At 46.7% G+C, this 23,488-nt stretch carries 17 protein-coding genes and 1 pseudogene; 11 read left to right on the top strand and 7 right to left on the bottom strand.

Annotated elements, in window-relative coordinates; genetic code table 11:
- The first annotated feature begins 428 nt into the window (after positions 1–428).
- The 7 genes and pseudogenes from OH456_RS07220 to OH456_RS07190 all read left to right on the top strand — a co-directional run bounded on the left by OH456_RS07220 (position 429) and on the right by OH456_RS07190 (position 14,325).
- Complete coding sequence (locus OH456_RS07220) at positions 429–2,081, top strand: ShlB/FhaC/HecB family hemolysin secretion/activation protein (protein WP_270033190.1); 1,653 nt, start codon at positions 429–431, stop codon at positions 2,079–2,081.
- 15 nt (positions 2,082–2,096) lie between these two features.
- Positions 2,097–10,295, top strand: coding sequence for a two-partner secretion domain-containing protein (locus OH456_RS07215; protein ID WP_270033189.1), 8,199 nt, complete (start codon positions 2,097–2,099; stop codon positions 10,293–10,295).
- A gap of 704 nt (positions 10,296–10,999) precedes the next feature.
- Positions 11,000–11,437: a hypothetical protein gene (locus tag OH456_RS07210; RefSeq protein ID WP_270033188.1), complete on the top strand. Its 438-nt coding sequence runs from the start codon at positions 11,000–11,002 to the stop codon at positions 11,435–11,437.
- Positions 11,438–11,480: 43 nt separating this feature from the next.
- Positions 11,481–11,840 (top strand): annotated as a pseudogene (locus OH456_RS07205) (DNA/RNA non-specific endonuclease); the annotation flags it as partial.
- Positions 11,841–11,935: 95 nt separating this feature from the next.
- Positions 11,936–12,091, top strand: a complete 156-nt coding sequence (locus OH456_RS07200; protein WP_270033187.1) for a hypothetical protein — start codon at positions 11,936–11,938, stop codon at positions 12,089–12,091.
- 74 nt (positions 12,092–12,165) lie between these two features.
- Positions 12,166–12,684 carry a hypothetical protein gene (locus OH456_RS07195; RefSeq protein WP_270033186.1) on the top strand — a complete coding sequence of 173 codons (519 nt, stop codon included), beginning with the start codon at positions 12,166–12,168 and terminating at the stop codon, positions 12,682–12,684.
- An 801-nt stretch (positions 12,685–13,485) separates the two neighbouring features.
- Positions 13,486–14,325: a class I SAM-dependent methyltransferase gene (locus OH456_RS07190; protein WP_270033185.1), complete on the top strand. Its 840-nt coding sequence runs from the start codon at positions 13,486–13,488 to the stop codon at positions 14,323–14,325.
- Between the two features lie 257 nt (positions 14,326–14,582).
- On the opposite strand, the gene OH456_RS07185 is transcribed toward OH456_RS07190, so the two are convergent.
- Complete coding sequence (locus OH456_RS07185; RefSeq protein WP_270033184.1) at positions 14,583–15,488, bottom strand: helix-turn-helix transcriptional regulator; 906 nt, start codon at positions 15,486–15,488, stop codon at positions 14,583–14,585.
- A 302-nt stretch (positions 15,489–15,790) separates the two neighbouring features.
- Between OH456_RS07185 and OH456_RS07180 the strand changes: the two genes are divergently transcribed.
- The 3 genes from OH456_RS07180 (at position 15,791) to OH456_RS07170 (ending at position 18,065) form a co-directional block, all read left to right on the top strand.
- Positions 15,791–16,654 (top strand): alpha/beta hydrolase, encoded by an 864-nt coding sequence (locus OH456_RS07180; protein WP_333482761.1) that lies wholly within the window; start codon positions 15,791–15,793, stop codon positions 16,652–16,654.
- A gap of 11 nt (positions 16,655–16,665) precedes the next feature.
- The gene (locus OH456_RS07175) at positions 16,666–17,217 is read left to right on the top strand and encodes a nuclear transport factor 2 family protein (RefSeq protein WP_270033182.1); all 552 of its coding nucleotides are present in this window, start codon (positions 16,666–16,668) and stop codon (positions 17,215–17,217) included.
- A 146-nt stretch (positions 17,218–17,363) separates the two neighbouring features.
- Positions 17,364–18,065, top strand: coding sequence for an SDR family NAD(P)-dependent oxidoreductase (locus OH456_RS07170; protein ID WP_270033181.1), 702 nt, complete (start codon positions 17,364–17,366; stop codon positions 18,063–18,065).
- 118 nt (positions 18,066–18,183) lie between these two features.
- Here OH456_RS07170 and OH456_RS07165 read toward each other — a convergent pair whose 3' ends face one another.
- The 3 genes from OH456_RS07165 to OH456_RS07155 form a co-directional block, all read right to left on the bottom strand.
- Entirely contained in the window at positions 18,184–18,522 is a 339-nt protein-coding gene (locus OH456_RS07165) for a cytosolic protein (RefSeq protein ID WP_252038983.1), read from the bottom strand.
- 71 nt (positions 18,523–18,593) lie between these two features.
- Entirely contained in the window at positions 18,594–19,145 is a 552-nt protein-coding gene (locus OH456_RS07160) for a DUF2301 domain-containing membrane protein (RefSeq protein ID WP_270033180.1), read from the bottom strand.
- Between the two features lie 2 nt (positions 19,146–19,147).
- Complete coding sequence (locus OH456_RS07155) at positions 19,148–20,083, bottom strand: 2-dehydropantoate 2-reductase (protein WP_270033179.1); 936 nt, start codon at positions 20,081–20,083, stop codon at positions 19,148–19,150.
- A 101-nt stretch (positions 20,084–20,184) separates the two neighbouring features.
- On the opposite strand from OH456_RS07155, the gene OH456_RS07150 reads away from it, so the two are divergent.
- Positions 20,185–20,652: a DMT family transporter gene (locus OH456_RS07150; RefSeq protein WP_063605382.1), complete on the top strand. Its 468-nt coding sequence runs from the start codon at positions 20,185–20,187 to the stop codon at positions 20,650–20,652.
- 41 nt (positions 20,653–20,693) lie between these two features.
- On the opposite strand, the gene OH456_RS07145 is transcribed toward OH456_RS07150, so the two are convergent.
- From OH456_RS07145 to xdhC, 3 genes are all read right to left on the bottom strand, one after another.
- A complete protein-coding gene (locus OH456_RS07145; protein ID WP_006070629.1) occupies positions 20,694–21,056 on the bottom strand; it encodes a YgiW/YdeI family stress tolerance OB fold protein in 363 nt (120 codons plus the stop codon).
- Positions 21,057–21,253: 197 nt separating this feature from the next.
- Positions 21,254–22,588 (bottom strand): guanine deaminase, encoded by a 1,335-nt coding sequence (gene guaD / locus OH456_RS07140; RefSeq protein WP_124941064.1) that lies wholly within the window; start codon positions 22,586–22,588, stop codon positions 21,254–21,256.
- 65 nt (positions 22,589–22,653) lie between these two features.
- Positions 22,654–23,478, bottom strand: coding sequence for a xanthine dehydrogenase accessory protein XdhC (xdhC, locus tag OH456_RS07135; RefSeq protein ID WP_006070631.1), 825 nt, complete (start codon positions 23,476–23,478; stop codon positions 22,654–22,656).
- Positions 23,479–23,488: the final 10 nt, after the last annotated feature.

Genomic DNA, 23,488 nt, shown 5'->3' with positions numbered 1-23,488 from the left:
AATAACATTCAATACCAAGACTGCAATCTACTTTTAAATTTGACGTAAAAGCGAATGAACTTTGCAAAAAGTGCTTTGAGGATCAGAAAATAAAAGAAGCAGCTCTGAGTATTGCACATAGACAAATAGCAATTGGTCTTGAGCTATTTCTTCGCCCTGTTTTCTTTGAGTTGAAAAAAGAGACAGAGAGGATAAAGTTGCCTTGTATATTGGAAATTTTAATCATCAAATTCCTTGATGGGTGTGAAACGGGATTTTCTGGAATGCCACTCACAAAATGTTCAGTCAATCATTTTATAAAATTGTCTTTATATTAAATTCATTTAATATCAATCGCATGACATATTGAGCACACTAATGATAAGGTTTTAGGCGTGACAACCTACCCAAAGGGTCATGAGTGGCATTATTGAAGTAAGGAATTTACAGTGCGATTGGCGTTGTTGGGGTGTTTGTGGCTATCTGTTGGAAGCGCTTGGGCGAACGACTTAACGTCTCCAGCAACTCAGTCTGATATCGAGCAAGCCCAAGCGGAACGTCTACAACGCATCGAGCAAGCCAAAGACAGCGCCCTGACGCTAACCCCCATTCCAACTTTGCCACCAAATGACGCGGCTAAGAGCGGCGTCTGTTTTGAGCTCCATACTATCGTATGGTCAGGCAACACGGTTTTTGATGATGAGAAACTGCTCGATGTATCGGGCTTTACCCCGTCCTGCCTCAATTTAGGGGAGATGAATGCCTTACTTCGCCGTGTCAGTAATCATTATCTGGAGGCAGGGTATGTCACCTCTAGAGCCTATCTAGTGCCTCAAGATTTAACCTCGGGCGTGCTCGAAGTGGTGATAGTCGAAGGGCGATTAGAGGCACTATTAATGAATGGTCAGCCTGAGCTTTTTCTTAGGCATGCGTTTCCCAATGCAGTAGGTCAAGTGCTAAACCTTAGAGATATCGAGCAAGGACTGGACCAAATCAATCGACTGTCTCGTTATAACGCACAGATTGAACTGCTCCCCGGTCAAACTCAAGGTCACACCATCGTGAATATCCAAACCCGTGAAGGCCGGGCAGTGAACGCCAGTCTCGGTTTTAATAATGGCGGTCAGCCCTCCACAGGAGAAACGCAGCTTAGCGCCAGTGTGCGTGCGGATAACCTTTTGGATTGGTTAGAACAATGGTCTTTATCTGGTAACAAAAGCAGCGCGTTTGCAAGCAGCTTCGACTCTGAAAACTTGACGTTGTCGCTTGGGGTTCCCTTTGGCTATTGGAGCGCCAATTTTCGGACCAGTTACAGTCGGTATTACCGGGAATTTACTCATCAACATTATCTGTTTGACTCCTCAGGGCAAACCAATACACACACCTTTAACCTTCGTTGGCTAGCGCTTCGAGACTCGGTAAGTAAGACGTCACTGAATCTAGGGCTGACACACCGCCGAGAGAAGAATTATTTACTAGGCAGCCTATTGGAAGGCAACTCTCGCAACCTGTCTGGAGTGTCATTGACGGCAGACCACAGTCAGCGAGTCGGCCGAAGTTTCTGGACGTTGTCGCCTTCCCTTGGTTTGGGTGTGGATTGGTTTGGGGGCGAAGATGATGGGCAAAAAGCGCTACATGAGCCAAAGGCACAGTATATCAAAGGCTCATTAACAGGGAGTGTGACCTATTTACTGCCCACCCAAGGCAGCCTCACCAGTACGCTGTTTGGTCAATGGACTCACGACGAGCTGTATGGCACTGAAAGATTGAGTATCGGTGGGGAGTACTCGGTCCGAGGCTTTAAAGGCGCCTCATTGTCGGGTGACCAAGGGTTCTATTGGCGTAATGAGGCCGAGTGGCCTTTAGGAAGTGCCCCGTATTTTGGTCAGTTTAGTGCGCGTATGGCGCTAGATGCGGGTCATATAGTCGACGACGCCCGCGACGCTTTGGAAGGTGGGACATTGGCAGGAATGGGGGTGAGTCTTCGTACCCATCATCGTTATTTTCAAAGCCAGCTGATGTTCGCCGCCCCTTTGTATTACCCAGAGCGCCTAAAGGCGGATGACTACGTCGCCTATTATCAACTCACTGTATTGCTGTAATTAAGGACGGTTTTCATGGAAGAACGCCTCACTCCCCTCACAACTTGGCAGCGCACGCTGACGTATGGTCTTTGCGTGCTTATCAATGTACAGCCAGCGCTCGCCAGTGTGGTGGTCAGTTCAGGCAATACCAAAGTGATTAACGCGGGTAACGGCGTGGAAGTGGTCAATATTGCCACGCCCAATGAAAAAGGATTGTCGCACAATCGCTATCAGCAATTTGATGTGGACAGCACCGGACTTATTTTGAATAACTCCACCGAGCAGCTTGAGGTGTCTGAGCTTGGCGGCTATTTATCCAACAATCCCAACCTCACCAATGGCGCCGCGAGTGTCATCTTAAATGAAGTGACTGGCGCTTCTCGAAGTGAGCTTCAAGGTTACACCGAAGTGTTTGGGGATAGCGCTCCGGTCATCCTGACCAACCCGTATGGCATTACCTGTAATGGCTGCGGTTTTATTAACACCCCGAGGGTCACGCTTTCGACGGGCAGCCCTGAGATAAGCCATGGGGTGTTGACCGGGTTTGATGTGTCTCAAGGTAATGTGCTGATTGGCGAAGCGGGGCTTGATGCCACGAATCAGGATTATTTTGACATTATCAGCCGAGCAGCACGTGTTAACGGCGAGCTTCACGGCGAAGCGCTTAATGTCGTGACAGGACCAAACCGCGTTCGGTATGGCGATAATAACGTACTGGAGACAAAGACAGGACAAGCAGACGCACCTCGCGTCGCCATTGACTCTTCTGCGTTAGGCGGCATGTATGCCGGTCGAATCGCGCTTGTAGCGACAGAGTCTGGTGTAGGCGTCAATGTAGGCAACCTGTCAGGGCAAAGTGTGTCATTAACGGCCGATGGCCGCATTGAACTGGGCAGTGCCAGTGCCACGCAGGCCTTAACGGTGACCAGTCGTGAAGGTATTCGCACTCAAGGTCAGCAAGTAGCCGGACAGTCACTGACGCTTGAGGCAGAAACTGTGGATGCGCATCACAGTCAATGGGTGAGCGGTGAAGAGGTCAGCGTGCAAGCGCGCCACGTTTCGTTGACTGAGTCGTCTGTTGAAGCGCCGACACTCAGTGGTGAAATAACCTCGTTGCATCTAGGCCAAGGCAGTACTCTGACGGCTGACACTGCGACCCTAACCTCACTCAATACCTTATCCAATCAAGGTGACATAAGCATCTCGTCCGATGCCGCGTTGTCAGGCGATACCGTGATGCTTACCGGGAGTGGGACACTCACTACCCCTACCTTGAGTGTCTCAGGACGTCACGTCACGTTAGACGGTGCCGTGCAAGCTGATGACGTTGTCGTAACGGCTCAAGAGACGCTTACCATTACCGACACCACTCCTGTCCAAGTTAGTCAGTCGGCTCGCCTTACGGCGGAGGACATCACGCAATCTGGCCACGTTCAGGCAAGCACGCTCAACATGACGGGTCATCAATCTGTGACTCAGACGGGGCGCAGCGATGCCAACGTCATGGCCATCACGGGAAACACCGTGGATTTAGGGGGCGCTGTGAATGTCACGAGCCACGTTGCAGGACAAGACAGCGTGATGGCTAACACCCCGGCACTGACGCTACAGGGCACAACGGTTCAACTTACCGGTCAAATCTTGAGTCAAAACGATATCTCTATTGTTAGTGATACGTTATTACAGCAAGGTCGCCTAGCTTCCAATGGTGACATCACGCTCACTCAATCTGAATCTGCTATTCTGGATGGGCAAGTCCAGGGTGCCTCTTCCATCACCGCAGAGACAAAAACGCTGACCTCGTCGGGCGAGTTAAACGCGAACGAATCAATAACGCTAACCGCTGACACGATGGCATTAGCGGGTTCGTTGAGTACCAAGGACATGTCGCTGACAACAAAGACGCTCACACAACAGGGAGCGCTCACCGCCAGTCGCGATGTGAGCCTAGCGGCGAATCACAGTACGCTCGACGGACAAACCTATGCCGGTCGCGACCTGATGGTGTCGTCAGCGGCGCTTGATACCACCGCCAGCAGCGCACTACTGGCACAAAACCACGTTCAAATAGACAGCGACGACTGGCATCATAAAGGGCGAGTGCTCAGCGCCAACGATGTGTCGATTGACGCGGCGTCATGGACTAACGAAGGAAGCGTGCAGGCTGCCAATCACCTTAAGGGACAAAGTGCATCACTGGAGCATCACGGTCTATTAGAGGCGGGCAGTGACTTAACCTTCGAGGTGAACACCCCCACTGTCCTTCAAGGTGATATGGTCGCAGGTCGTCACTTGTCGCTCACCGGAGATAGTGTGACGAACCAAGGTGAATTATCGGCAGGCCATACATTAACGCTGACGGCGAATGTGCTGACCAACCAGGCGCTCTTATCCGGACAACACGTCACCTTAGAAACGACAACGCTCTCAAATACGGCTACGGCTACTTTGCAGGCACTGAAGACACTAAGCCTCACGACAGAGGATCTAACTAACCATGGCGAGGTGCTCAGTTTTAGCCAAGCATGGTTAAGGGCAGACGACGTCCTCGATAACCAGGGGTTGATTGCGGTTATGGCCGAGAGCGGCGACGGACAGCTGTCGCTGACCTCCGATACCCTCACTCACTCTGGCTCACTTGCCAGCCAAGGAACGTTAACCCTTGACGCACAAGAGCAAACTCTAGATGGCAGTGTGGTCAGTACAGACAATATGACACTTGATGGTCAAGAGATAGCCATCAGTGACCACATTCAAAGTGCAGGGACGCTATCTGTGACGTCCAGCGATGCGCTTTCAATGACCCAAGATGGGGCCATCACCTCACAGCAAAACCTGACACTCTTAGCCGATTCAATACATCTTGACGGCCGCGTGATGGCGAAAGACGCGGTGACCGTCACTGCGACATCGCTAAATCAATCCGGTCAGATGGCCAGTCATGGCGATATTACCCTAATCAGCGATTCTCTCTCGCAGCAAGGTTCGCTGCAAGGTCAGAATGTGACGCTGCGCCAGCGCGCTCACACTCGAATTGATGGCGACATTCAAGCCGACAAGATGCTCGATATTCAAGCGGGCACACTAAGTAGCACACAAAAACTGGTCTCTGGACAGGCCATGACATTACGCGCTGATGGCCATCTCGCTCTGTCAGGTGTTGCCGTGAGTAATGGCACGCTGGACGTACAAAGTGATTCGCTGACCCAAACTGGCGATATGCTCGTACTGGATGCTTTGTCACTCGATACTCGTGAGGCCAATTTGCAAGGACAGGTACAGTCGGTTGGGAGCCTCACCATTGACACCAAAGAAGCATTAACCATCACCAATACCGCCAATCTCACCAGTCATCAAGAGCTGACGGTGAATGCTGGAACGTTGCATCATCAGGGGGATTGGTTAAGTGGTGGAAACAGTGCTATCCAAGCGCAAACGGTGACCAACCAAGGTACCCTCAATAGCCTACAAGGCATGACGCTCAATACAGACACCTTGAACCATCAAGGCATCCTGGCGGCCAATGACGACATTGCGCTAACCATAACAAGTGATTGGGTCAATACGCATGACATCACCGCAGGTGGTGACTTATCGGTGTCTGCGAGCCGTATTGATAACCGAGCGAGTCTCAGTGCTAAGGAAAACCTGAGTCTGAGCGCCACCACAACACTGACCAATCGTTCGGATATTGTGGGCAATCACACGACGTTGACCGCAAAGACCTTAACCAATCAGGGCACCATTCAGGCACTTTCATCATTAGGCTTAAATGCCGATACCCTACACAACCAAGGTGCCCTCGCCTCGTTTGGAGACTTAACGGCTCAGCTATCGGGCGCACTCACCAACATGGCACTGATGTACGCCGCCAACAATGCCATGCTTTACAGCCACTCTCTGGATAACCAAGGGGACCTCTTAGCTGGTCGCCATATGATACTGGCCAAAAACGCCGCGCTTGAGAAAAACAGCGCCATCACCAATCGCTCAGGTCACATCGAAGCGACCCATGGCAATATGACGATAGCAACGCAAACGTTGACCAACGAGCGTACCACGCTGGATGTGACGCACACGACACACCAAGACCAGCGCGGTCAATTTTCCACCGAGTTTGATGCCAGAGGAACGCAGTATCAACCTGAGTACGATACCTGGGTTGAACATCGTCAAAATTCTAAAGGGCATGGTAACCATCGAATCACTCATTATGAGTTGTTAACCCCAGACCATTTTTCTGTTGAGGTCTTTAACGAAACGCTAAGGCTAAATAGCGCTTCCCAGGCGTCCAGCCTACTGGCAGGCAACAATGTTCACATTGAGGCTGATAATGTGAACAACCATGCCAGCCATATCGCCGCCTCAAATGTTCACATTCAAGCGAACTCATTAACCAATACGGGATATGAATTTGGGACGACCACAACGACACTGGATTACGAACTACCGCGCGCGGGCTTTGGGTTTAATTCAAGCGGGGGACGAGGGTATATCTTCTATCTTCAAGATTCGCGCACCACATTCACTAACGAAGGTCGTTTAACCTCCAGTATTACCGCCACTCACAACCTGACGATGAATGTGGCCAATACGGTGAACAATGATACGTTACAGGTAAGCCATGCCGCCATTGGCTCGCAACCTCAATCCGTAACAGCCCTAAGCAACGACAGCGCGGCATTGACGGGGCCGAGCAACGTCTCGATGGCCCAGTTAGAGGACGTGACGCTAACAACGGACGTGACCATAGCTGATAAAACGCGGGAAACCAGTCGCACTGCCAGTGTGACTGGGCCTGAGCGCCCATCAATAGGCACAGTCACACTTGAAACGCCGACCTACAATGAGGTGGACTTCCCCGATTACCGGCTGCCAACCAGCCCTAACGGTTTATTTATCTACAGTGATGGGCCAAGCAGTGAGTATGTGATTGAAACCAATCCGCTGTTGACACAAAAAGACCAGTTCTTAGGTTCTGGTTATTTTCTTGATAGTTTGAACTACCACCCTGAAAACGACATCACGTTCTTGGGGGATGCGTATTACGACACCAAAGTGATTACCCAAGCCATCATGGCACAAACCGGGCAGCGATATTTAAGTCAAGATATTGGCACCGATTTGGCGCAAATGCGCGCCCTGATGGACGCAGCGGCCAATGAGCAGCAAGCTCTAAGCCTAGAAGCGGGCATCGCATTAAGCGCTGAACAAATTGCAGGACTCTCACAAGACATTCTCTGGTATGAGCGCGTCATCATCAACGGGGAAGAGGTCCTGGCTCCCAAACTCTACCTTGCCAATCTTGATACTCGAGACCTACATCAAGGCGGGGTCATCTCTGGTGAAAATGTGTTGATTACCGCAGGTGCCATTCAAAACTCTGGTCAAATAGCGGCCGATGACGCGTTAACCTTGGTCAGTGAACAAAGCATTGTCAATCGTCACGGCGAACTGTTAGCGGGTGGAGATTTAACCGTATTGGCCACTGGGGATATCGTCAATCATAGTGGTCAACTTGCCGGAGACAATGTCACGTTGATAAGTCAAGAGGGTGACATTGTTAACGAAACCCTCAAGAATCAGTTTAGTATTGATGCCAATGGCCGATTTGTGGACAGTGACGCGAGCAATATTACGCTAACACAAACGGTTTTGGATGATTTTGCTGAGATTACTGCCACAGGCAATCTGACCCTGCAGGCGGGCGGCAACCTTTCCAATATTGGGGCAACGCTGGAGAGCGCTGGCGACATGACTTTAGCCGCGATGGACGACATCACGCTTGGCAGCGTTGACAGCGTTCAATACCAAACCATGAATAAAGTGGGCACCGTCTTTGAAACGCTCGATAGCCACGCGACACAAAGTGTTCTAGAGAGTGGCGGTAACGTAACGCTAAGCGCAGGGAATGACATCACCGCCATTGGCGCGGCATTAAGCGCGAAAAAAACGGCGAGCCTCAACGCGTTAGGGGATATTGCATTGTTAACCGATGAGACTGTGCAATTAGACCGACAGGAATCATCAAAGCGTAAAGACATAACGCAAACCACTACCCATCAAGGTACTACCCTTTGGGCCCAAGATATTGGGCTGCAAAGTGGCGGTGACACCACGCTTATCGCTTCCGAGCTAAGTGCCAATGATGCGTTAAGCGTTGGTGCGGGGGGTGCGCTTTCCACACTGGCGGCCATCGACAGTCACTATAGCCGTCAATACCGAGAGAGCAGTGGATTTTGGGGCACCGACTCCAATGATGTGGAACGTACTCACCAAACAGTGAATGGCACAGACTTAAGTGCCGGAGGCTCACTCACCCTTAACAGTCAAGGTAACCAAACCCACCAAGCGTCCATCTTTCATGCGGGAGATGACATTGCACTGAACTCAGAGGATGGTACGCTCAACTTTACCTCAGCGACGGAGTATGAAAACGTACGCCAAGAAAGCGTCAGTAGCGGCTTGATGGTCACCATGGAAGGGAAAGGTCACACCAAGACCATCCAAGTGGTGACGCAGATGCAGAGTGATGGTGACATTACCCTCGCCAGCGCCCTTGGCATGAATGTCGATTACGTCAGAACGGATAATGACCTCGCGAAAGCCCTTAATGACATTCCAGCGAATTCGCAGACCGCATGGATGACCGCACTTAAAGATAATCCAAAGGTGAACTGGAATGAAGTGAATGAGGCCTTTGATAGCTGGGAGTACAGTGAGAGTAATCTCAGTGCCCCCGCGGCAGCGATTATTGCGATCGTTGTCACCGTGGTCAGTGCAGGCGCAGCGAGCTCAGCAGGGGCGGCCTTGGTCAGCGCTACAGGGACTGCCACCACCGCCGCTGGCACCACTGTGGCAGCGGTTGGCACTGCCGCCTCCTCGACCTTAATGACACAAGGCGCGCTCGCGCTCGCCAACAATCAAGGCGATATTGGGGCAGCGCTTAAAGAGCTCGGCTCCTCTGATAAACTCAGACATCTTGCGACGGCCATGGTGACCGCAGGTGCGTTAGCAGGCTTTGATGTGGTGACCGGCTTTAGTGATGGTACTTTCCCAACGGATAACATGCCGAGTGTGAGTAACACGCAACTGGCCTCAGGTAACTCTAATATCTACACGCCATCTCCGGTCTTCACCCCGGAATCGTTGTTACGACAAGCGGGACGCTCAACGGTCCAAGCCGGTGTGGACTCTGCCATTAATGGTTCGGATTTTGCCGATGGACTGACACAAAGCCTTCGTGGCGCACTCGCCAATAACTTGGGAGCTGTCGCGGCGGATACCATTGGTGACTTAGGTGCTGGCAATGTGATTGAGGGGGTGAGCTTTGAGAATGGCAGTCTAACAAAGACGGCGCTTCATGCCGTTACTCAGGGCGCAGCAGCTGAGCTTGCAGGTGGAGAGTTTGCGGCGGGTGCGGCAGCGGGCGCTGCCTCTGAGCTGATTGGTGATGCGCTGGGCAGCTCAGGACTAGGAGAGACCACACAAGTAGGCATGGCAGGTTTAGCTGGGGCAGTAGCCGGTGTAGCGGTAACAGGCGATGCCGAGGGGGCGTACACTGGTCAAACAGCAGGAAGCAGTGTCCATCAGAATAACCACTTGAACCATACTGAAAAAACAGAACTAGAGATGGCAAAATCTCGATGTGCAAATGGGGACAATGCGTCCTGTGAAAAAAGAAATGAATTGAATCGCTTGGATTATGAGCGAGATCAATCCTTACAAGTGGCTTGCTCAGTCGGGTCTGCTAGTGAGTGTGAATCACAGTTAGCGCTAGCACAGGCAAATTATGATTCGTATGATGGTAACATTAAACATGATGAATCTATTGCTATTGGTCAAGAAAGAGAGAGTATTGCGGTAGTATTGGGTGACCCTGATGGAAGCAAAAGACTAAAAGATCAACAATTTCTAGATGATTTACCTGCCAATACAGCAATGGTTGTTGGAGCTGGTTGCTCTGTTTTACTCCTCGGTGGGTGTGCTACTGTAGCTGGAGCTGGAGAGATAAGTATGGAAGTTTTAGATTATTTTTCCGGATTAGAAGATGGTAAAATAAGTACAGATTCTCCTTTAGGAGGAAAGCCTATCATCGGAGTCTTGAATGAAAATATCTCGAATGAAATAAGTAAACTGCCGTTACCACCAAGGGCAGAGATGCTCTTACAAGGAGCGAACGCAGGGTTCGGTATCGTAATAGACAAGGTAGTAGATAATGAGAAGGAATAAAAAACTAACGCGAATACTATCATCTGATCGTGGACGGATTTTTGGTATTTATTCAACTTCTATTGGTGTTTCTTTATGCATTTTAAGTCTAGGTTTATTGATTAAAACTCCTTCACCAATGTTATTAGTGTATGCGCTGTTAGGAGCGTTATTGTTTTTGAAGTCAAGTGAGATGAGATATACATTAGTGGAATGTGTAGAGTATCGAAAACTAGTAGTAAAATCAGTACTAGCATCAGCTCTAATTATATTGATATACATACCACTAAGCATTATCTGCCTTCCGTTGCTTTCGATCTACCTAACTAGGAAAGTGATAGATTTTTACAACGAACTCGTAGCTATAGAAGAGTTTAAGGCGATGTATAAAAATAACGGAGAAAATGTCACAGAGAAAGAAAGGAGTGAAATTATAAAAGTGTGTAGAAATAGTAAGGGAATTTAACGAAGTACTATTTCAACTTGAGTTTTTCCGGTAGCCAACAAGATGCCGAGTGTGAGTAACACGCAACTGGCCTCAGGTAACTCTAATATCTACACGCCATCATGGTTCGGATTTTGCCGATGGACTGACACAAAGTCTTCGCGGCGCACTCGCCAATAACTTAGGGGAAGTCGCTGCGAATACCATTGGCGACTTAGGTGCTGCCTCTGAGCTGATTGGTGATGCGCTGGGTGGCTCTGAACTAGAAGAGACCACACAAGTGGGCGTCGCAGGTTTAGCGGGGGCAGTAGCCGGTGTAGCCGTAACAGGCGATGCCGAAGGCGCGTACACCGGTCAAATGGCAGGGAGCAGTGTTCATCAGAATAACTATCTCGCACACACTGATATCCAGTTAGCACTGGAGCGGTTTACGAGCTGTGAAGGAGAACCGAGTTGCGAGCAAAAGGTTGTTAAAGAAACCCTTGCGCTAAGTGCTGAAAACGATGAATTAGCCTTATCAGATTGCAGTGAGAGCCGTGCAGGGTGTGCACCCCATGGGTTGGTGATTAATAACGCGACATTGCCTGATAATGCGGATAGTCACTATGACATCATTGGTGACAGTGAGTCCGCGCTCGACTTCTATCAGTTAATGACCAAACAGAACATCGATATCAACGGTCCGTTAGTAGACGCATCCACCCAACACTCGCTATGAGTTAGATAACGGTACAACCTTTAGAACCAATAGTGGTGGCCGTGTCGAAGAAGTTACATACACACCAAATCTCAATAAAACCCCTCGAGACAGTCGTCAAACCCAAGTCGGTAAAGAAGGTTTGCCAGATGATGTAGGAGGGCACATACAAGCTTGTTCAATGGGTGGAACCTGTGATCGCTTTAATCTTTTCCCGCAAAATAAAAACTTCAATAATGGTGAATATAAAAAGTGGGAAAATGAAATTCGCGATGCTCTTAAAAGGGGAGATGATGTGGGGGCTGTGACTGTTAGGTTTAGACGTTCAGCTCCTAATGCTGCTCGACCTGATGCTCTAAGAGTAGAATACTCGATCAATGGTGAAGCCATCCGACGAGATTTTAAAAATCAACCAGGAGGTTAAGTTGTCAAACCCTATTGAATCACAAACTAACATTTTAGATCAGCTATGGTCAGAAATTTTCTTATATCAATAAAGATAACCAGACAAAGAATGGTTTGCTAGAAGACCCAGATTGGGTTGTTATGGATTTGGTTCTTGATCTACATAAAGAAATGAATGCACATACAGGCGGAGACTGGACGGCTTTGGTTTTAACCATGACCGAAGATGGTAAAGCAATAACTAACTTTGAGTACCCGGAAGATCAATAAAGGGATGGTTCATTACATTAGAGCCGATTAGATGCTGGGGTGAATATCACAAATTCTGGTCATTAAAATTACAAGTGGCATGCCCAGTCGGTTCTGTTAGTGAATGTGAATCACAATTAGCGCTAGCGCAGGCAAATTATGATTCGTATGATGGTAACATTAAACATGATGAATCTATTGCTATCGGGCAAGAAAGAGAGAGTATTGCGGTAGTATTGGGTGACCCTGATGGAAGTTTAAGACAGGCTGATCAAGAGTTTCTCGATCAAACTGCAAGTTCAATTCCCCTAGTTTGTACAGTTGTAAGCTTGGGCGCTTGTGCTAGTATTTCAGGCACGATATCGTTGGGAGCAGATGTCGTAAACGTATATAATTCTTATGAAGATAATAACAAAACTGCTGTTGAATTTGGGCTTGGAAAAGTTGCCCTAAGTACTATTGGTGAGGGTATCAATTATCAAATTGACTCTCTTCCTAATGCAAAAGCTCGCTACATTGGCAAAACTCTTAATGGAATATACTCTACGGTATCTTCAACGTTCGCTGAAGATGCTATAAATACTAATAAAGGAAATGAACTTGGAAAAAATTGATATATTCTCAAATAAGTGGGGGAGAGCTCAGTTAATTATATCCTCTCCTTTGTTAATGTTTTTTGCATTTTTTTACTTCCTCATTGGGAGGTTTTTTTAAGTGTCTCAGTAAGTTTTTTGTGTCTGGGATTGTCTTTAAATAAGGTCGTTCGGGTATTTCTGGGTCAATCAAAAATACATAGTTTAACTACTATATTTTTTGTATTTTAGTTGCAACTACCTCATATGCATCCAAGGGAGTAGCAATCATAGTTGTAATTGGTTTGAGTTTAATGATGCCAATATGGATCATTTATAAATATAACCGTTACTGTGAAAATATTGAAGGTGTGAGTGATAAAATCCATATATAAGTTGGTCTTCTCCAGCAAGACTGGACATCATATTAAGCGACCTTCCGATACCTAAACTTATCCTTGTTTTCTAATTTAAGTAGTTACTCTAACAAGGTTCTGTACAGAACCATGATAGCTAACACTTTGTAGTTGAGAAGTGCCTTTCTTCAGCCTTATTACAATACCACTACCAATCCATTTAGAGCTTGTTTGGGAGTTTATCCAAATCGTATGTGTCATAGCCGTCAGACCTTACCAGATCCTGTTTTTTCTCCAAATTCCCTCTTTGTTGCTTGTCTTTGTAAGAGCTGATAACTTGTCGGCGAATTAAACTCATTACTAAGGAGGCACCAGCAATGACTTATTTTATACAAACATTATCTATCAAGCGTCCTTACGGGATTCAACGAAATAACTTCATCTGAAAGTAAGGACGATAAATCTAACTTATTGTCGGAACTAAAAAATGTACAATAAAATCGACGAGGCTAGTGCAAAGCCTGTTGTATGGTCTGCATATACTGCTGATGTATTGTGGACTGATAGTCATATCGCAAAGCAGATGCTGGCATTTCATCTAAACCCAGAACTTAGCCTTGCATCTCGTACTGCGGAGTTTATTGATGCGTCTACTAGCTGGCTAGTTTCTGAGTTTAGCCTAAGTGCAGATTCTAAGACCATTGACTTCGGTTGTGGGCCTGGCCTATATACCCAGCGCTTAAAATCCAAAGGTGTTGGTACCGTTGTTGGTCTGGATTTTTCACATAACTCGCTTGAATACGCTAGAAGCCAAGCCAAGAAATCACAGCTTGATATCGAGTATCACTATGGGAATTATCTTGAGTACGGTGACGTTCGCAAATTCGACTTGATCACTCTGGTGATGTGTGACCTTTGCGCTCTAAATCCAGATCAGCGTGCGACCTTGTTAGGTAAGTTCAAATCCCTGTTAGCGCCTAGTGGCTCGATTGCACTGGATGTTTACACTACGACTCGCTTTGCGGCTCAAACTGAATCTAGAAACCTTGAGAAGAACGCGATGGGTGGTTTCTGGAGCGCATATAATTACTGGTGTTTGCAATCAAACTTCAAATACGAAACGGAGATGGTGACCCTAGACAAATACGTCATCTTCGAAGATGCCCGAGAGTGGACAGTGTATAACTGGCTACAGCACTTCAACTTGGAAATGCTAGCCAGTGAACTAGAGCCACACGGTTTAGAGATCAAAGCGAAATATAGCGATCTCAAAGGAAGCGTATTTGCGGATGGTGATGAGATGGCACTGGTTATCGGCCACAAGTAACTAGAACTAGATGGGGCGAGAAATCGCTCCATTTTTTTACTTAGCGTAAGAGCAAACTCAGTTTCTTCACTTAACAGCCAAATAATTGGTCATTAAAGAGTTTAAACGGATTGGGCTAGCTAGATGTATTTTGGTCGAGCTGTTGCAGTACGGGAAGCAGTCCGAAATCTCAGAATGGTTTTATGACTCCCAACTCATTTATGCCTAAGAAGCTATGACGGGCATGAAGTCCGAAAGTGATTTTTTCCAATTAACTATCAGTTTTCATTGTTTTTTATGTATTGCCCCGGTGTGATGCCGAAATGGTTTTTGAACGCACGAGTAAAGTGGGATTGGTCATTAAAGCCAAGCTCGTGTGCCGTTAAAGCTATATTTACTGGAGCAGAGGAGAGTGCCACTCGTGCTTGCTCCAAACGCTTATTCATCAGGTATTGATAAGGTGTTACACCGATGAGCTTTTTGAACTCTCTCAGGAAATAAAACTTACTACAACCGAGCAATTCTGCTAAATCATCGACCGCTATGTTGTTACCCATGTTTTCTTCGATGTATTGGTCAATCTTACTAACTTGGTGTTGGTCGAACTTAGAGGCAGCAAGTTGGTTGTTCTTAAGGTCAAAGTAGTTGGAATAGTTTTGGATGTAGTGGGTTGCAAGCAACGAAACCAGGTTATTGAGGTAGACTTTGCCATTTCGCCCTTTGCCTTTTGCTTCTAACATAAACAGTTCAATGATGCCTTTGATGGTTTCATCCAACACATTGTAGTTGTTCAAAAATTGCAGCTCAATTCCGTCTATATTTAGCGGGCAATGTGAGAAAAACTCCTGCTCTTCAATCGCTAAGATGACGAAGTAGCAAGGCTCTGCCACATCATGGGTAAACGGAGTTTTAGGCGGGTTAATCCAGATGTTGCCCGGGCTGGTTTTTAGATCGGCGAACGTACCATCTTTTTCGACGCTCCAATTCAAATCTTTTTCTAGTGCCAGTGCAAAGTAGAAGTAGGGTGTGTAGACATTCTTCGGATAGAAATAAGGGGACGTGCCCTTTTCTACCAATACGCCCGACCAATCTAATCCATGGTTTGAAAACTCAATATCCAGCACGTCGCCACAGCTTGATAGCACATTAGATTCAGAGTCATAAAACTTAAGCTCGGACTTCATTTTCTTTCCTTTGTTGTCATTCACTTGCTCGCTGAAGTTAGCGGAGTTTTGTACATTTCGTCAACTTTTAGAGCGGGCAATAAAGTACAAAAACTTGGGCAGGAATGTTCAATCTTCTCTAGCGTCACAGCGCTAATCTATACCCAAGTTAGCCGGACGCTTCAGGCAAAACATGAGACAGAGAGGATGCCATGTTAAAGAAATCGCTTTTACTACTAGTAAGCAGTTTGCCGTTCACCACCTTTGCTCACTCAGTTTCTGCAGATGATAACAATACTAACCTAGCTATAGAGGACACCACCATGAAACACATCGAACTTAATACTCAAGTTGGTCAACTAGCTGCAAACCTTTACCTACCAAAAGGTGCGGAAAATGCCCCAGTAGTTATCGTAACGGGTGCGTGGACAACGGTGAAAGAGCAGATGCCAGCGGTTTACGCTCAAGCATTAGCAGAGCGAGGATATGCGGCATTAACGTTTGATTTCCGTGGTTGGGGTAAAAGCAAAGACCAGGTGATGTACCTAGAAGATCCTTCACGTAAAACAGCGGACATTCGCGCAGTGATTGAAGCGGTGAGTCAGTTAGACGGCATTGATGCATCACGCATTGGTGGCCTGGGTATTTGTGCGTCGGCGGGTTACATGTTGGATGCGGTTGCTGGTAACGCCAAAGTAAACGCAGCAGCAGTGGTTGCTCCTTGGTTGCACGACAAAGCGATGGCGACTGAAATTTATGGCGGAGAAGAAAGCGCGAAATACCTACTCGTAGCAGCGGAAGAAGCAGCGCGTTCAGCGACTCCGGTTTACATAGAAGCGGCAAGCACAACCAACGAGAGTGCACTGATGTATCAAGCACCTTACTACACCGAAGTCGATCGTGGATTGATTCCTGAATATGACAACCAATACAACGTTGCATCATGGACTGGCTGGTTGAACTACGATGCTCAAGCAAGCGCAGCAACGCAAGATAAACCAGTTCTTATGGTGGCCTCTGAAGCCATGGCTCTGCCTGCAGGTGCGCATCGTTACATAGAGAATGCTGGTAGCAACGTTAACGCAGTATGGTTATACGACATTAACCAGTTCGATTTTTACGACCAACCAGAAGCGGTAAAACTGGCTGTTGATGAAGTGGTAGAGCACTTCGAAGCGAACCTATAAGGAGTCGTGCCATGAAACTTAAACAACTGTGGTTACTGTTTATCGGGGCGATTACCATGAATGTGAATGCTCAAACCATGCCTTTGGACGAAGCGAAAATTCGTAGCAACATTAACAGCTTCTCGGCTTTGGCAGACCAGGGTGCATTTGAATACTTAGGTCGATTATTCGCTCCAGAATTGACGGTGGATTACACCACACTGTTTGGCGGAGAGGCTCAACTAGTCAAACGCCAAGACTTGATCAAGCAATGGGCAGGGTTCCTTCCCGGGTTTGATGCAACATTCCATGACTTGAGCAATTTAAACGTCTCTATTGATGGCGATAAAGCGAATGCGACAGTGGACTTCACAGCAAGTCATTGGCTCGGTGCAGTAGGTTTTTGGGCGGTTTCAGGTGAATACGAGTTTGAGTTGCAACGGGCAAGCGATAACTGGCAAATCACCTCAGTGAAATTGAATCGAAAAGCAGAGCAAGGTAGTCGAGATATCTTGGCAGAGGTGCCTAACTATGCAGCGCAAAACTTAAAATCTCGCGAAGCGCTTAAAGTGATATACCAATAAATACGTCAGAGCAATATTGCCTAGCAAGTGGATACTTGATCGTTTGCTAGAGCTTGCTCTGCCTAGATTTTAGGTGGCAAAGGTAAAAACTATCATCGTGACCAAATTCCGCGTTGATGCAGTAGAGATTTTATAAGGAACTCGACATGAGAAGTAAAACACCGCGAATCGCCATTGTTACGGGGGCAAACCGTGGTCTTGGTAAAGAAGTTAGTCGCCAACTGGCAGCGCAAGGTGACATTGTCATTGTTACAGCTCGCCAGATGAGTGATGCACAGCAAGCTGTAAAAGAGTTAGGTTGGGACAACTTGTTAGCGGCACAGCTTGATATTACGGATGAGGGTAGCATTACTCATTTTGTTGAGCGTGTTAAGCAGCGGTTTTCCGTTGTCGATGTGTTAATCAACAATGCCGCGATTCACTATGACACTTGGCAAAATGTGACAAATGCTAATCTCACTACTGTCAAAGAAGCGATGGATACCAATGTGTTTGGAGCGTGGCGAATGACACAAGCACTTTTACCTTTACTCCAAAGCAGTCAGCAAGCACGTATTGTTAATATCAGCAGTGGTGCGGGTGCGCTTGATAATCAGACTGGCAGCACACCTGCCTACAGCATGTCCAAGATCGCGCTTAATTCATTGACGTTAATGTTTGCCAATCAACTGAAAAGCAGAGGTATTCTTGTAAACTCAGTCTGTCCGGGATGGGTAGCTACTGACATGGGGGGAAACGGAGGGCGCCCAATAGCGATAGGGGCCGAAGGAATAGTATGGGCCGCAAATCTGCCGGTGAACGGACCAACTGGTGGCTTCTTTCGAGACCGCGAACGAATTGTGTTTTAGTAGTAAATGAACACTGTGTCGTTTTTCGAAATGAATATTTATCTTCTATTCGAAGAGCGGAATTCATTCACGGTAGGCTCCTCATAAAGAATGTCGTTCAGGAATGTAGTCTAAGTATTTAGTCCATCTGGGTAATAAAGGTTTGTTCACCATCCACAAAAGCCACAAAGCCGCCGTGATAGATAAACACCCGACCACGTCCTTCAACTAGACAGGCAAGCTGTGGGTTCAAATCTTCTTCGTTATTTTGACGTTGAAATGTGCCGGTATCGGTGATTTCGCCGTCGAGTGAAGGCAAATATCCATGAGTACGTTTGGCTTGGTCAATCAGGCTTAATTCGCTGGTGTTAGAGAAGCAAGAGGGGATCGCTCCTGCATCTTCGATAAACATGGTTTTTAGTTCTTCAAAGGCTGTAATCACCAGCCAGTCGATGCCGTTAACGTGATGGATAAACATAGTGTATCTCGATAATTCTGATGCGGAGATATTATCACTAATCAAGGGAGGGTGTAGCAGAGATTTAATTACTAAATCTGATAATTCGCTTTAATGCCAATATCGAAGTGAAGCGGCATTTGCCATTTCTTAAATGATAAGTAACCCATAATTCCGCCGACAGCGATGTAGAGCGCAACTAAAACTGGTAGTTTGTTCAGGGCAGTGCAAAGTACTGCAATAACGAGAAGAACAGGTATCAGTTTGAGTCCGGGTACTTTGAAGCAGAATGATTCTTTGAGTGCAATGCCGGAAAACACCACAAAGCAAAAGCCAAGGGATACCCACGTTGGGAGGTCTGTGACCACAAATAGGAGTGCTAACCAGCCACTCCACATTATCACCGTTCTTACCGTTTTGTCGTAAACGTGGATGTTGGCGGCGGATAAAACCGTGGATGTAAGCAGCATCCAGAATATCCATTGATCAAATGGAGATGTGACACTGGCGAGTGTGATACCTTCGTAGCTTAATGCGGCTGCCAGCAAACAGCCGATGGAAAATAGTGATATACCCAACCGATAAAGACAGACACTGAGCTTATCCAGTGCATCTAAGTCTTCTTTAAATTCAGGATTTGCCATGATTATTTCACGCTTTTTATCTGGTTATTGATAAAACATAGCTGTTCATAAAGCATCTGAGTTTTTGGCATAGCGACACCTTGATCTTTCGCTAAATCAATCGCGTTTTTATACATGTATTGAATCTCAAGTTCTCGATGGTTGCGCCTGTCGAGTAACATGCTAGTGAGGTAAGGCTTCATCTTAGCGGTGTTTGATAGCATGGTATCAATCAAAGTGTCTGAAATGTCAGTGTCCGTGGTTTTTGCGGCATGTTGAACTTCAATCATGATTTCTTTTGAGAGATTAACCAGCTCCTCGCAGCTCATCATTTCAGCAGTATCGGTGTTGAGTACGGTCGACAGTCCATTGAAAGGGACATTCCACAACAGCTTCTTCCATCTTGCGTCTATGATACGTTGATCGACATCGACTTCTACGCCGCTTTGAGTCAGGTGATTGGCAAAGTCTTCGAGTGCTTCAATGCAGGCATCGCCATAAGTGCCGATAGTGATACGGCCGTAATCAATATGGTCAATATGTCCAGGTGCCACTTTATTTGAGCAAATAAAGCACAATCCGCCTCCGACAAAAGGAAGGTTAAATTGTTCAGCTACCTCTCGCTCCGCACCAATGCCATTTTGAAGCAACATAACAAGTGTATTGGGTTTTAATAAAGGGCGAAGCAGTGCTTCGAGAAGGTGGTTTTGGGTGGTTTTTAGCGCGACAAGAACGACATCGGCTTTGGGCATATCACGCGTTGCATTATAAGCATTTAAGCTTTCAGCTGAAATTGAATAATCACCATAATGGGAGTCGACTTTTAAGCCGTTTTTGATGACATGTTGATAATCGCTGTTGAAGAGAAAGTGCACATCATTGCCGCCGTGATGGAGTCTTGCTCCGTAATAACCTCCAATAGCGCCTGTGCCAATAACTGCGAATACCTTTTTGCTCATGTCATATCCCTAAATCAATGTTGTTATCGTACTAATGTACATGAATTTTATTATGAATGAAGTGCTACGCTTGTAAGAGTGTGTTTTGACGGGAGACTGATGTGAACGTAACAAGTGTCGTACTGGTGATACTCAGCGTTGTTGTTGGGGTTGGTTTAGTGTCTCAAGCTGGCGTAAACGCGCAATTGAAAATTGGTATGAGTTCATCGTTACAAGCGGCGTTTGTTTCGTTTGTGGTTGGAACAGCTGTGCTAGGCATGCTGGTCGTGATTGAAGGCAAACCTTGGTTTCCTCAAGGTTCTATATCATCGCTACCTTGGTGGGCATGGATAGGTGGGCTTTTAGGGGCTTTTAATATCGCTATGTCGATCTACTTAGCACCGCAACTTGGTGCGTTGGCGTTGGCGATTTCTATCGTCTGTGGTCAGGTTATCGCGTCGATTTTCTATGATCAGTATGGGTTATTGGGATATCCGACAATTGAAATGACGCCACAACGAATTGGCGGAGCGTTATTGATCATATTGGGTGTGATGTTGGTAACCTATCAACCAAACAAAAGCGGCTGAATGACAGCCGCTTTTGAAAATGGGATGAGTATTGTTGGCTATTAACCCGCGATGACAACGCGTTTAACGTCAACGGTTGCATCTTCCAACGTGTCTTTGTCTACACTACCAGTAATTGTTACACGGTCATTTGGTGTAACGTCTACACCGCGCCAATCTTCACGATCGATTTCAATCACAATGGTGTTCGCGCCGTCAGTAAATTGGTATTTCTCGTCACCCAAAGAGTGAGTGATGTTACCTGTGATTTGAACCGGAGCGTCATCATTGGCACTTAGCGCTTGAGCGACTGTTGTTTGTGCGCCTTTGATAGGGCCGTTAAAACCACCTTGCTCAGGCATAGATTTCGCAGCTGCAAAACCAGAAGTAAGGATAAGTGCTGTAGTGATGATTACTTTTTTCATAAAAACCTCAAAGTAGGCGTTGTGTTCATTTGATGGTGCTACTATGCCTGAGTCAATCTTAACGAGATTTGAAGTTAATATTCAGAATTCGTTCATCTAACAAAAAAATGCGCTTTTTTTTAAATTATTTCTCGAAATTGTTTATCTAGATAAAACAAAAGGCCCACTAAGGGCCTTCGATTTATTGCTATGTTTTGTTAACTGACTAAGCGCTTATCACGCTCGCCTTGAACGTCATAAGCTTTGTCGCCAAAGATATACGTCTCGCAGACCGTTCTATCGTCACCAAGGCTCATCAATACAAACAGTTTCTCTTCTAGAGTAGTGGCTTGCTTCATTCTAAAACGCATCAATTGAGTTGCGTGAAGATCTAACACCACGAAATCGGCTTCTTTGCCAACGGCTAAGTTACCAATCTTGTCTTCTAAATGAAGAGACTTAGCGCCGCCTAGTGTTGCTAAGTAGAGCGATTTCAATGGGTGCAGCTTTTCTTGTTGGAGCTGCATGATTTTGTACGCTTCACTCATTGTTTGTAGAATCGAAAAGCTGGTTCCCGCACCCACATCGGTGCCCATACCAACACGCACGCCATGTTCCTCAAGCTTATTCAACTTAAATAGGCCTGAACCAAGGAACAAGTTGGAAGTAGGGCAGAAAGCGATAGCAGATTCTGTATCCGCCAACCTTTGACATTCGCAATCAGATAAGTGAATGCCATGAGCGAACACCGAACGCTTGTGAAGCAGTCCGTAATGATCGTATACATCAAGATAGCTTTCACGTTCTGGAAAGAGGTCAAGTACCCACTCAATCTCTTTCTTGTTTTCCGATAAATGCGTATGCATGTAAACGTCTGGGTATTCTTCAAGCAGCTTGCCTACGGTTGCAAGTTGCTCTGGCGTGCTGGTTGGCGCAAATCTCGGCGTGACGGCATAGAGTAAACGGCCGCGATTATGCCACTTTTCGATTAGCTCTCTAGACGCTTGGTATCCTGATTCTGGCGTGTCGGTTAGATAGTCTGGTGCATTGCGGTCCATGAGCACTTTACCTGCTATCATACGAAGCTTACGTTTCTCTGCCTCTTCAAAGAAAACATCGACCGATTCTTTGTGTACAGTACCGAACACTAGGGCTGTAGTGGTTCCGTTACTCGCCAGTTCATCCAAAAACAGTTTCGCGACTTTGTGTGCGTAAACCGGGTTTTTGAATCGTCTTTCTTCTGGGAAGGTATAGTTTTCCAACCAATCCAATAGCTGTTCGCCGTAAGAGGCAATCATGCCTGTTTGTGGATAGTGGATATGAGTATCAATAAAACCTGACGTAATCAGCTTGTCTTTATAGGTGGTGACTTTTAGTGGCTTTGGGTGTCTTGCTAGTACGTCTGTAGCTGAGCCAATATCGATGATATGACCGTGTTCAACGACAATCATGCCGTCTTCAAAAAACTCATACGAGTTTTCTAACCCGACGTCTTTCGGGTCAGCAATGCTGTGTAAAATACTGGCTCTGTAGGCCTTACGCTGTGATGTCATGGTACTTCCTTTTAGCCAACTCCTCACAAATTGGCCTTCAAATTCTGAGTCCTTTAAGTAAGCATTTAACTTACTTCATGCAGTGCTTGCGACGGATCCGGACGTTTTTGCTCTACTGGATTGCCTTGATAGAGTGAGATCAGTTCCCCTGCGACAGATACAGCGATTTCTGCAGGGTGTTTGCCGGTAATTGCGCCTATACCGATAGGGCAGGTCATAGTGTTGATCTGCTCTTGTGTATAGCCGCGCTGAGATAACCTAAAGTCGAACTTCTTACGTTTGGTCAATGAACCGATCATTCCAAAGTACGCACTGTCATTACGATCAATGATGGCTTTTGACAGGTCGAAGTCGAGTTGATGATTATGAGTCATGACCAAATAGTAGCTATTCGGTGGCATGTGTTTGACTTCACCAACAGGGTCATCTGACACCAATTTCTTCACGCCATCTGGGAGTACTTCTGGGAACTCTGCCTCTCGTTCATCAATCCAGGTCACTCTAAATGGTAATGTCGACACTATGTGCAGTAGTGCTTTTGCGACATGACCAGCGCCGAATAACACCAAGTGTTTCTGCGCTGTTCCAATAGGTTCGAAGCTTAACGTCGCCATTCCGCCACAGCATTGACCGAGGCGGGCTCCAAGATTAAAACGCTCTACTTTTAGTGCGCTCTCTCCTGAAATAAGCATCTCTCGTGCCATTTTTGATGCTACATGTTCGAGATGACCACCGCCGATAGTGGCGATAATCTTGTCTCGTGTTACCAGCATCTTCGTGCCCGCGTCACGCGGCACAGAGCCTCGGTCTTCCAAAACGGTCACCATGACACAAGGCTCGTGGTTTTCTTCAAGCTTCGCGAGTTCATGAATCCAATTGTCCTTAAACATAGTGACCTCT

Origin of the sequence: Vibrio sp. La 4.2.2 (assembly GCF_027586995.1) — a bacterium.
Taxonomy (GTDB): Bacteria; Pseudomonadota; Gammaproteobacteria; order Enterobacterales; family Vibrionaceae; genus Vibrio; species Vibrio mediterranei.
This window is presented reverse-complemented; position numbering and strand designations above follow the sequence as displayed.

What these genes read in the sequence shown, in the direction of transcription:
- OH456_RS07215 (WP_270033189.1), top strand. Translation starts at nt 2,097, where the DNA reads ATGGAAGAACGCCTCACTCCCCTCACAACTTGGCAGCGCACGCTGACG.
- OH456_RS07190 (WP_270033185.1), top strand. Translation starts at nt 13,486, where the DNA reads ATGTACAATAAAATCGACGAGGCTAGTGCAAAGCCTGTTGTATGGTCT.
- OH456_RS07185 (WP_270033184.1), bottom strand. Translation starts at nt 15,488, where the DNA reads ATGAAGTCCGAGCTTAAGTTTTATGACTCTGAATCTAATGTGCTATCA.
- OH456_RS07180 (WP_333482761.1), top strand. Translation starts at nt 15,791, where the DNA reads ATGAAACACATCGAACTTAATACTCAAGTTGGTCAACTAGCTGCAAAC.
- OH456_RS07175 (WP_270033182.1), top strand. Translation starts at nt 16,666, where the DNA reads ATGAAACTTAAACAACTGTGGTTACTGTTTATCGGGGCGATTACCATG.
- OH456_RS07170 (WP_270033181.1), top strand. Translation starts at nt 17,364, where the DNA reads ATGAGAAGTAAAACACCGCGAATCGCCATTGTTACGGGGGCAAACCGT.
- OH456_RS07165 (WP_252038983.1), bottom strand. Translation starts at nt 18,522, where the DNA reads ATGTTTATCCATCACGTTAACGGCATCGACTGGCTGGTGATTACAGCC.
- OH456_RS07160 (WP_270033180.1), bottom strand. Translation starts at nt 19,145, where the DNA reads ATGGCAAATCCTGAATTTAAAGAAGACTTAGATGCACTGGATAAGCTC.
- OH456_RS07155 (WP_270033179.1), bottom strand. Translation starts at nt 20,083, where the DNA reads ATGAGCAAAAAGGTATTCGCAGTTATTGGCACAGGCGCTATTGGAGGT.
- OH456_RS07145 (WP_006070629.1), bottom strand. Translation starts at nt 21,056, where the DNA reads ATGAAAAAAGTAATCATCACTACAGCACTTATCCTTACTTCTGGTTTT.
- guaD (WP_124941064.1), bottom strand. Translation starts at nt 22,588, where the DNA reads ATGACATCACAGCGTAAGGCCTACAGAGCCAGTATTTTACACAGCATT.
- xdhC (WP_006070631.1), bottom strand. Translation starts at nt 23,478, where the DNA reads ATGTTTAAGGACAATTGGATTCATGAACTCGCGAAGCTTGAAGAAAAC.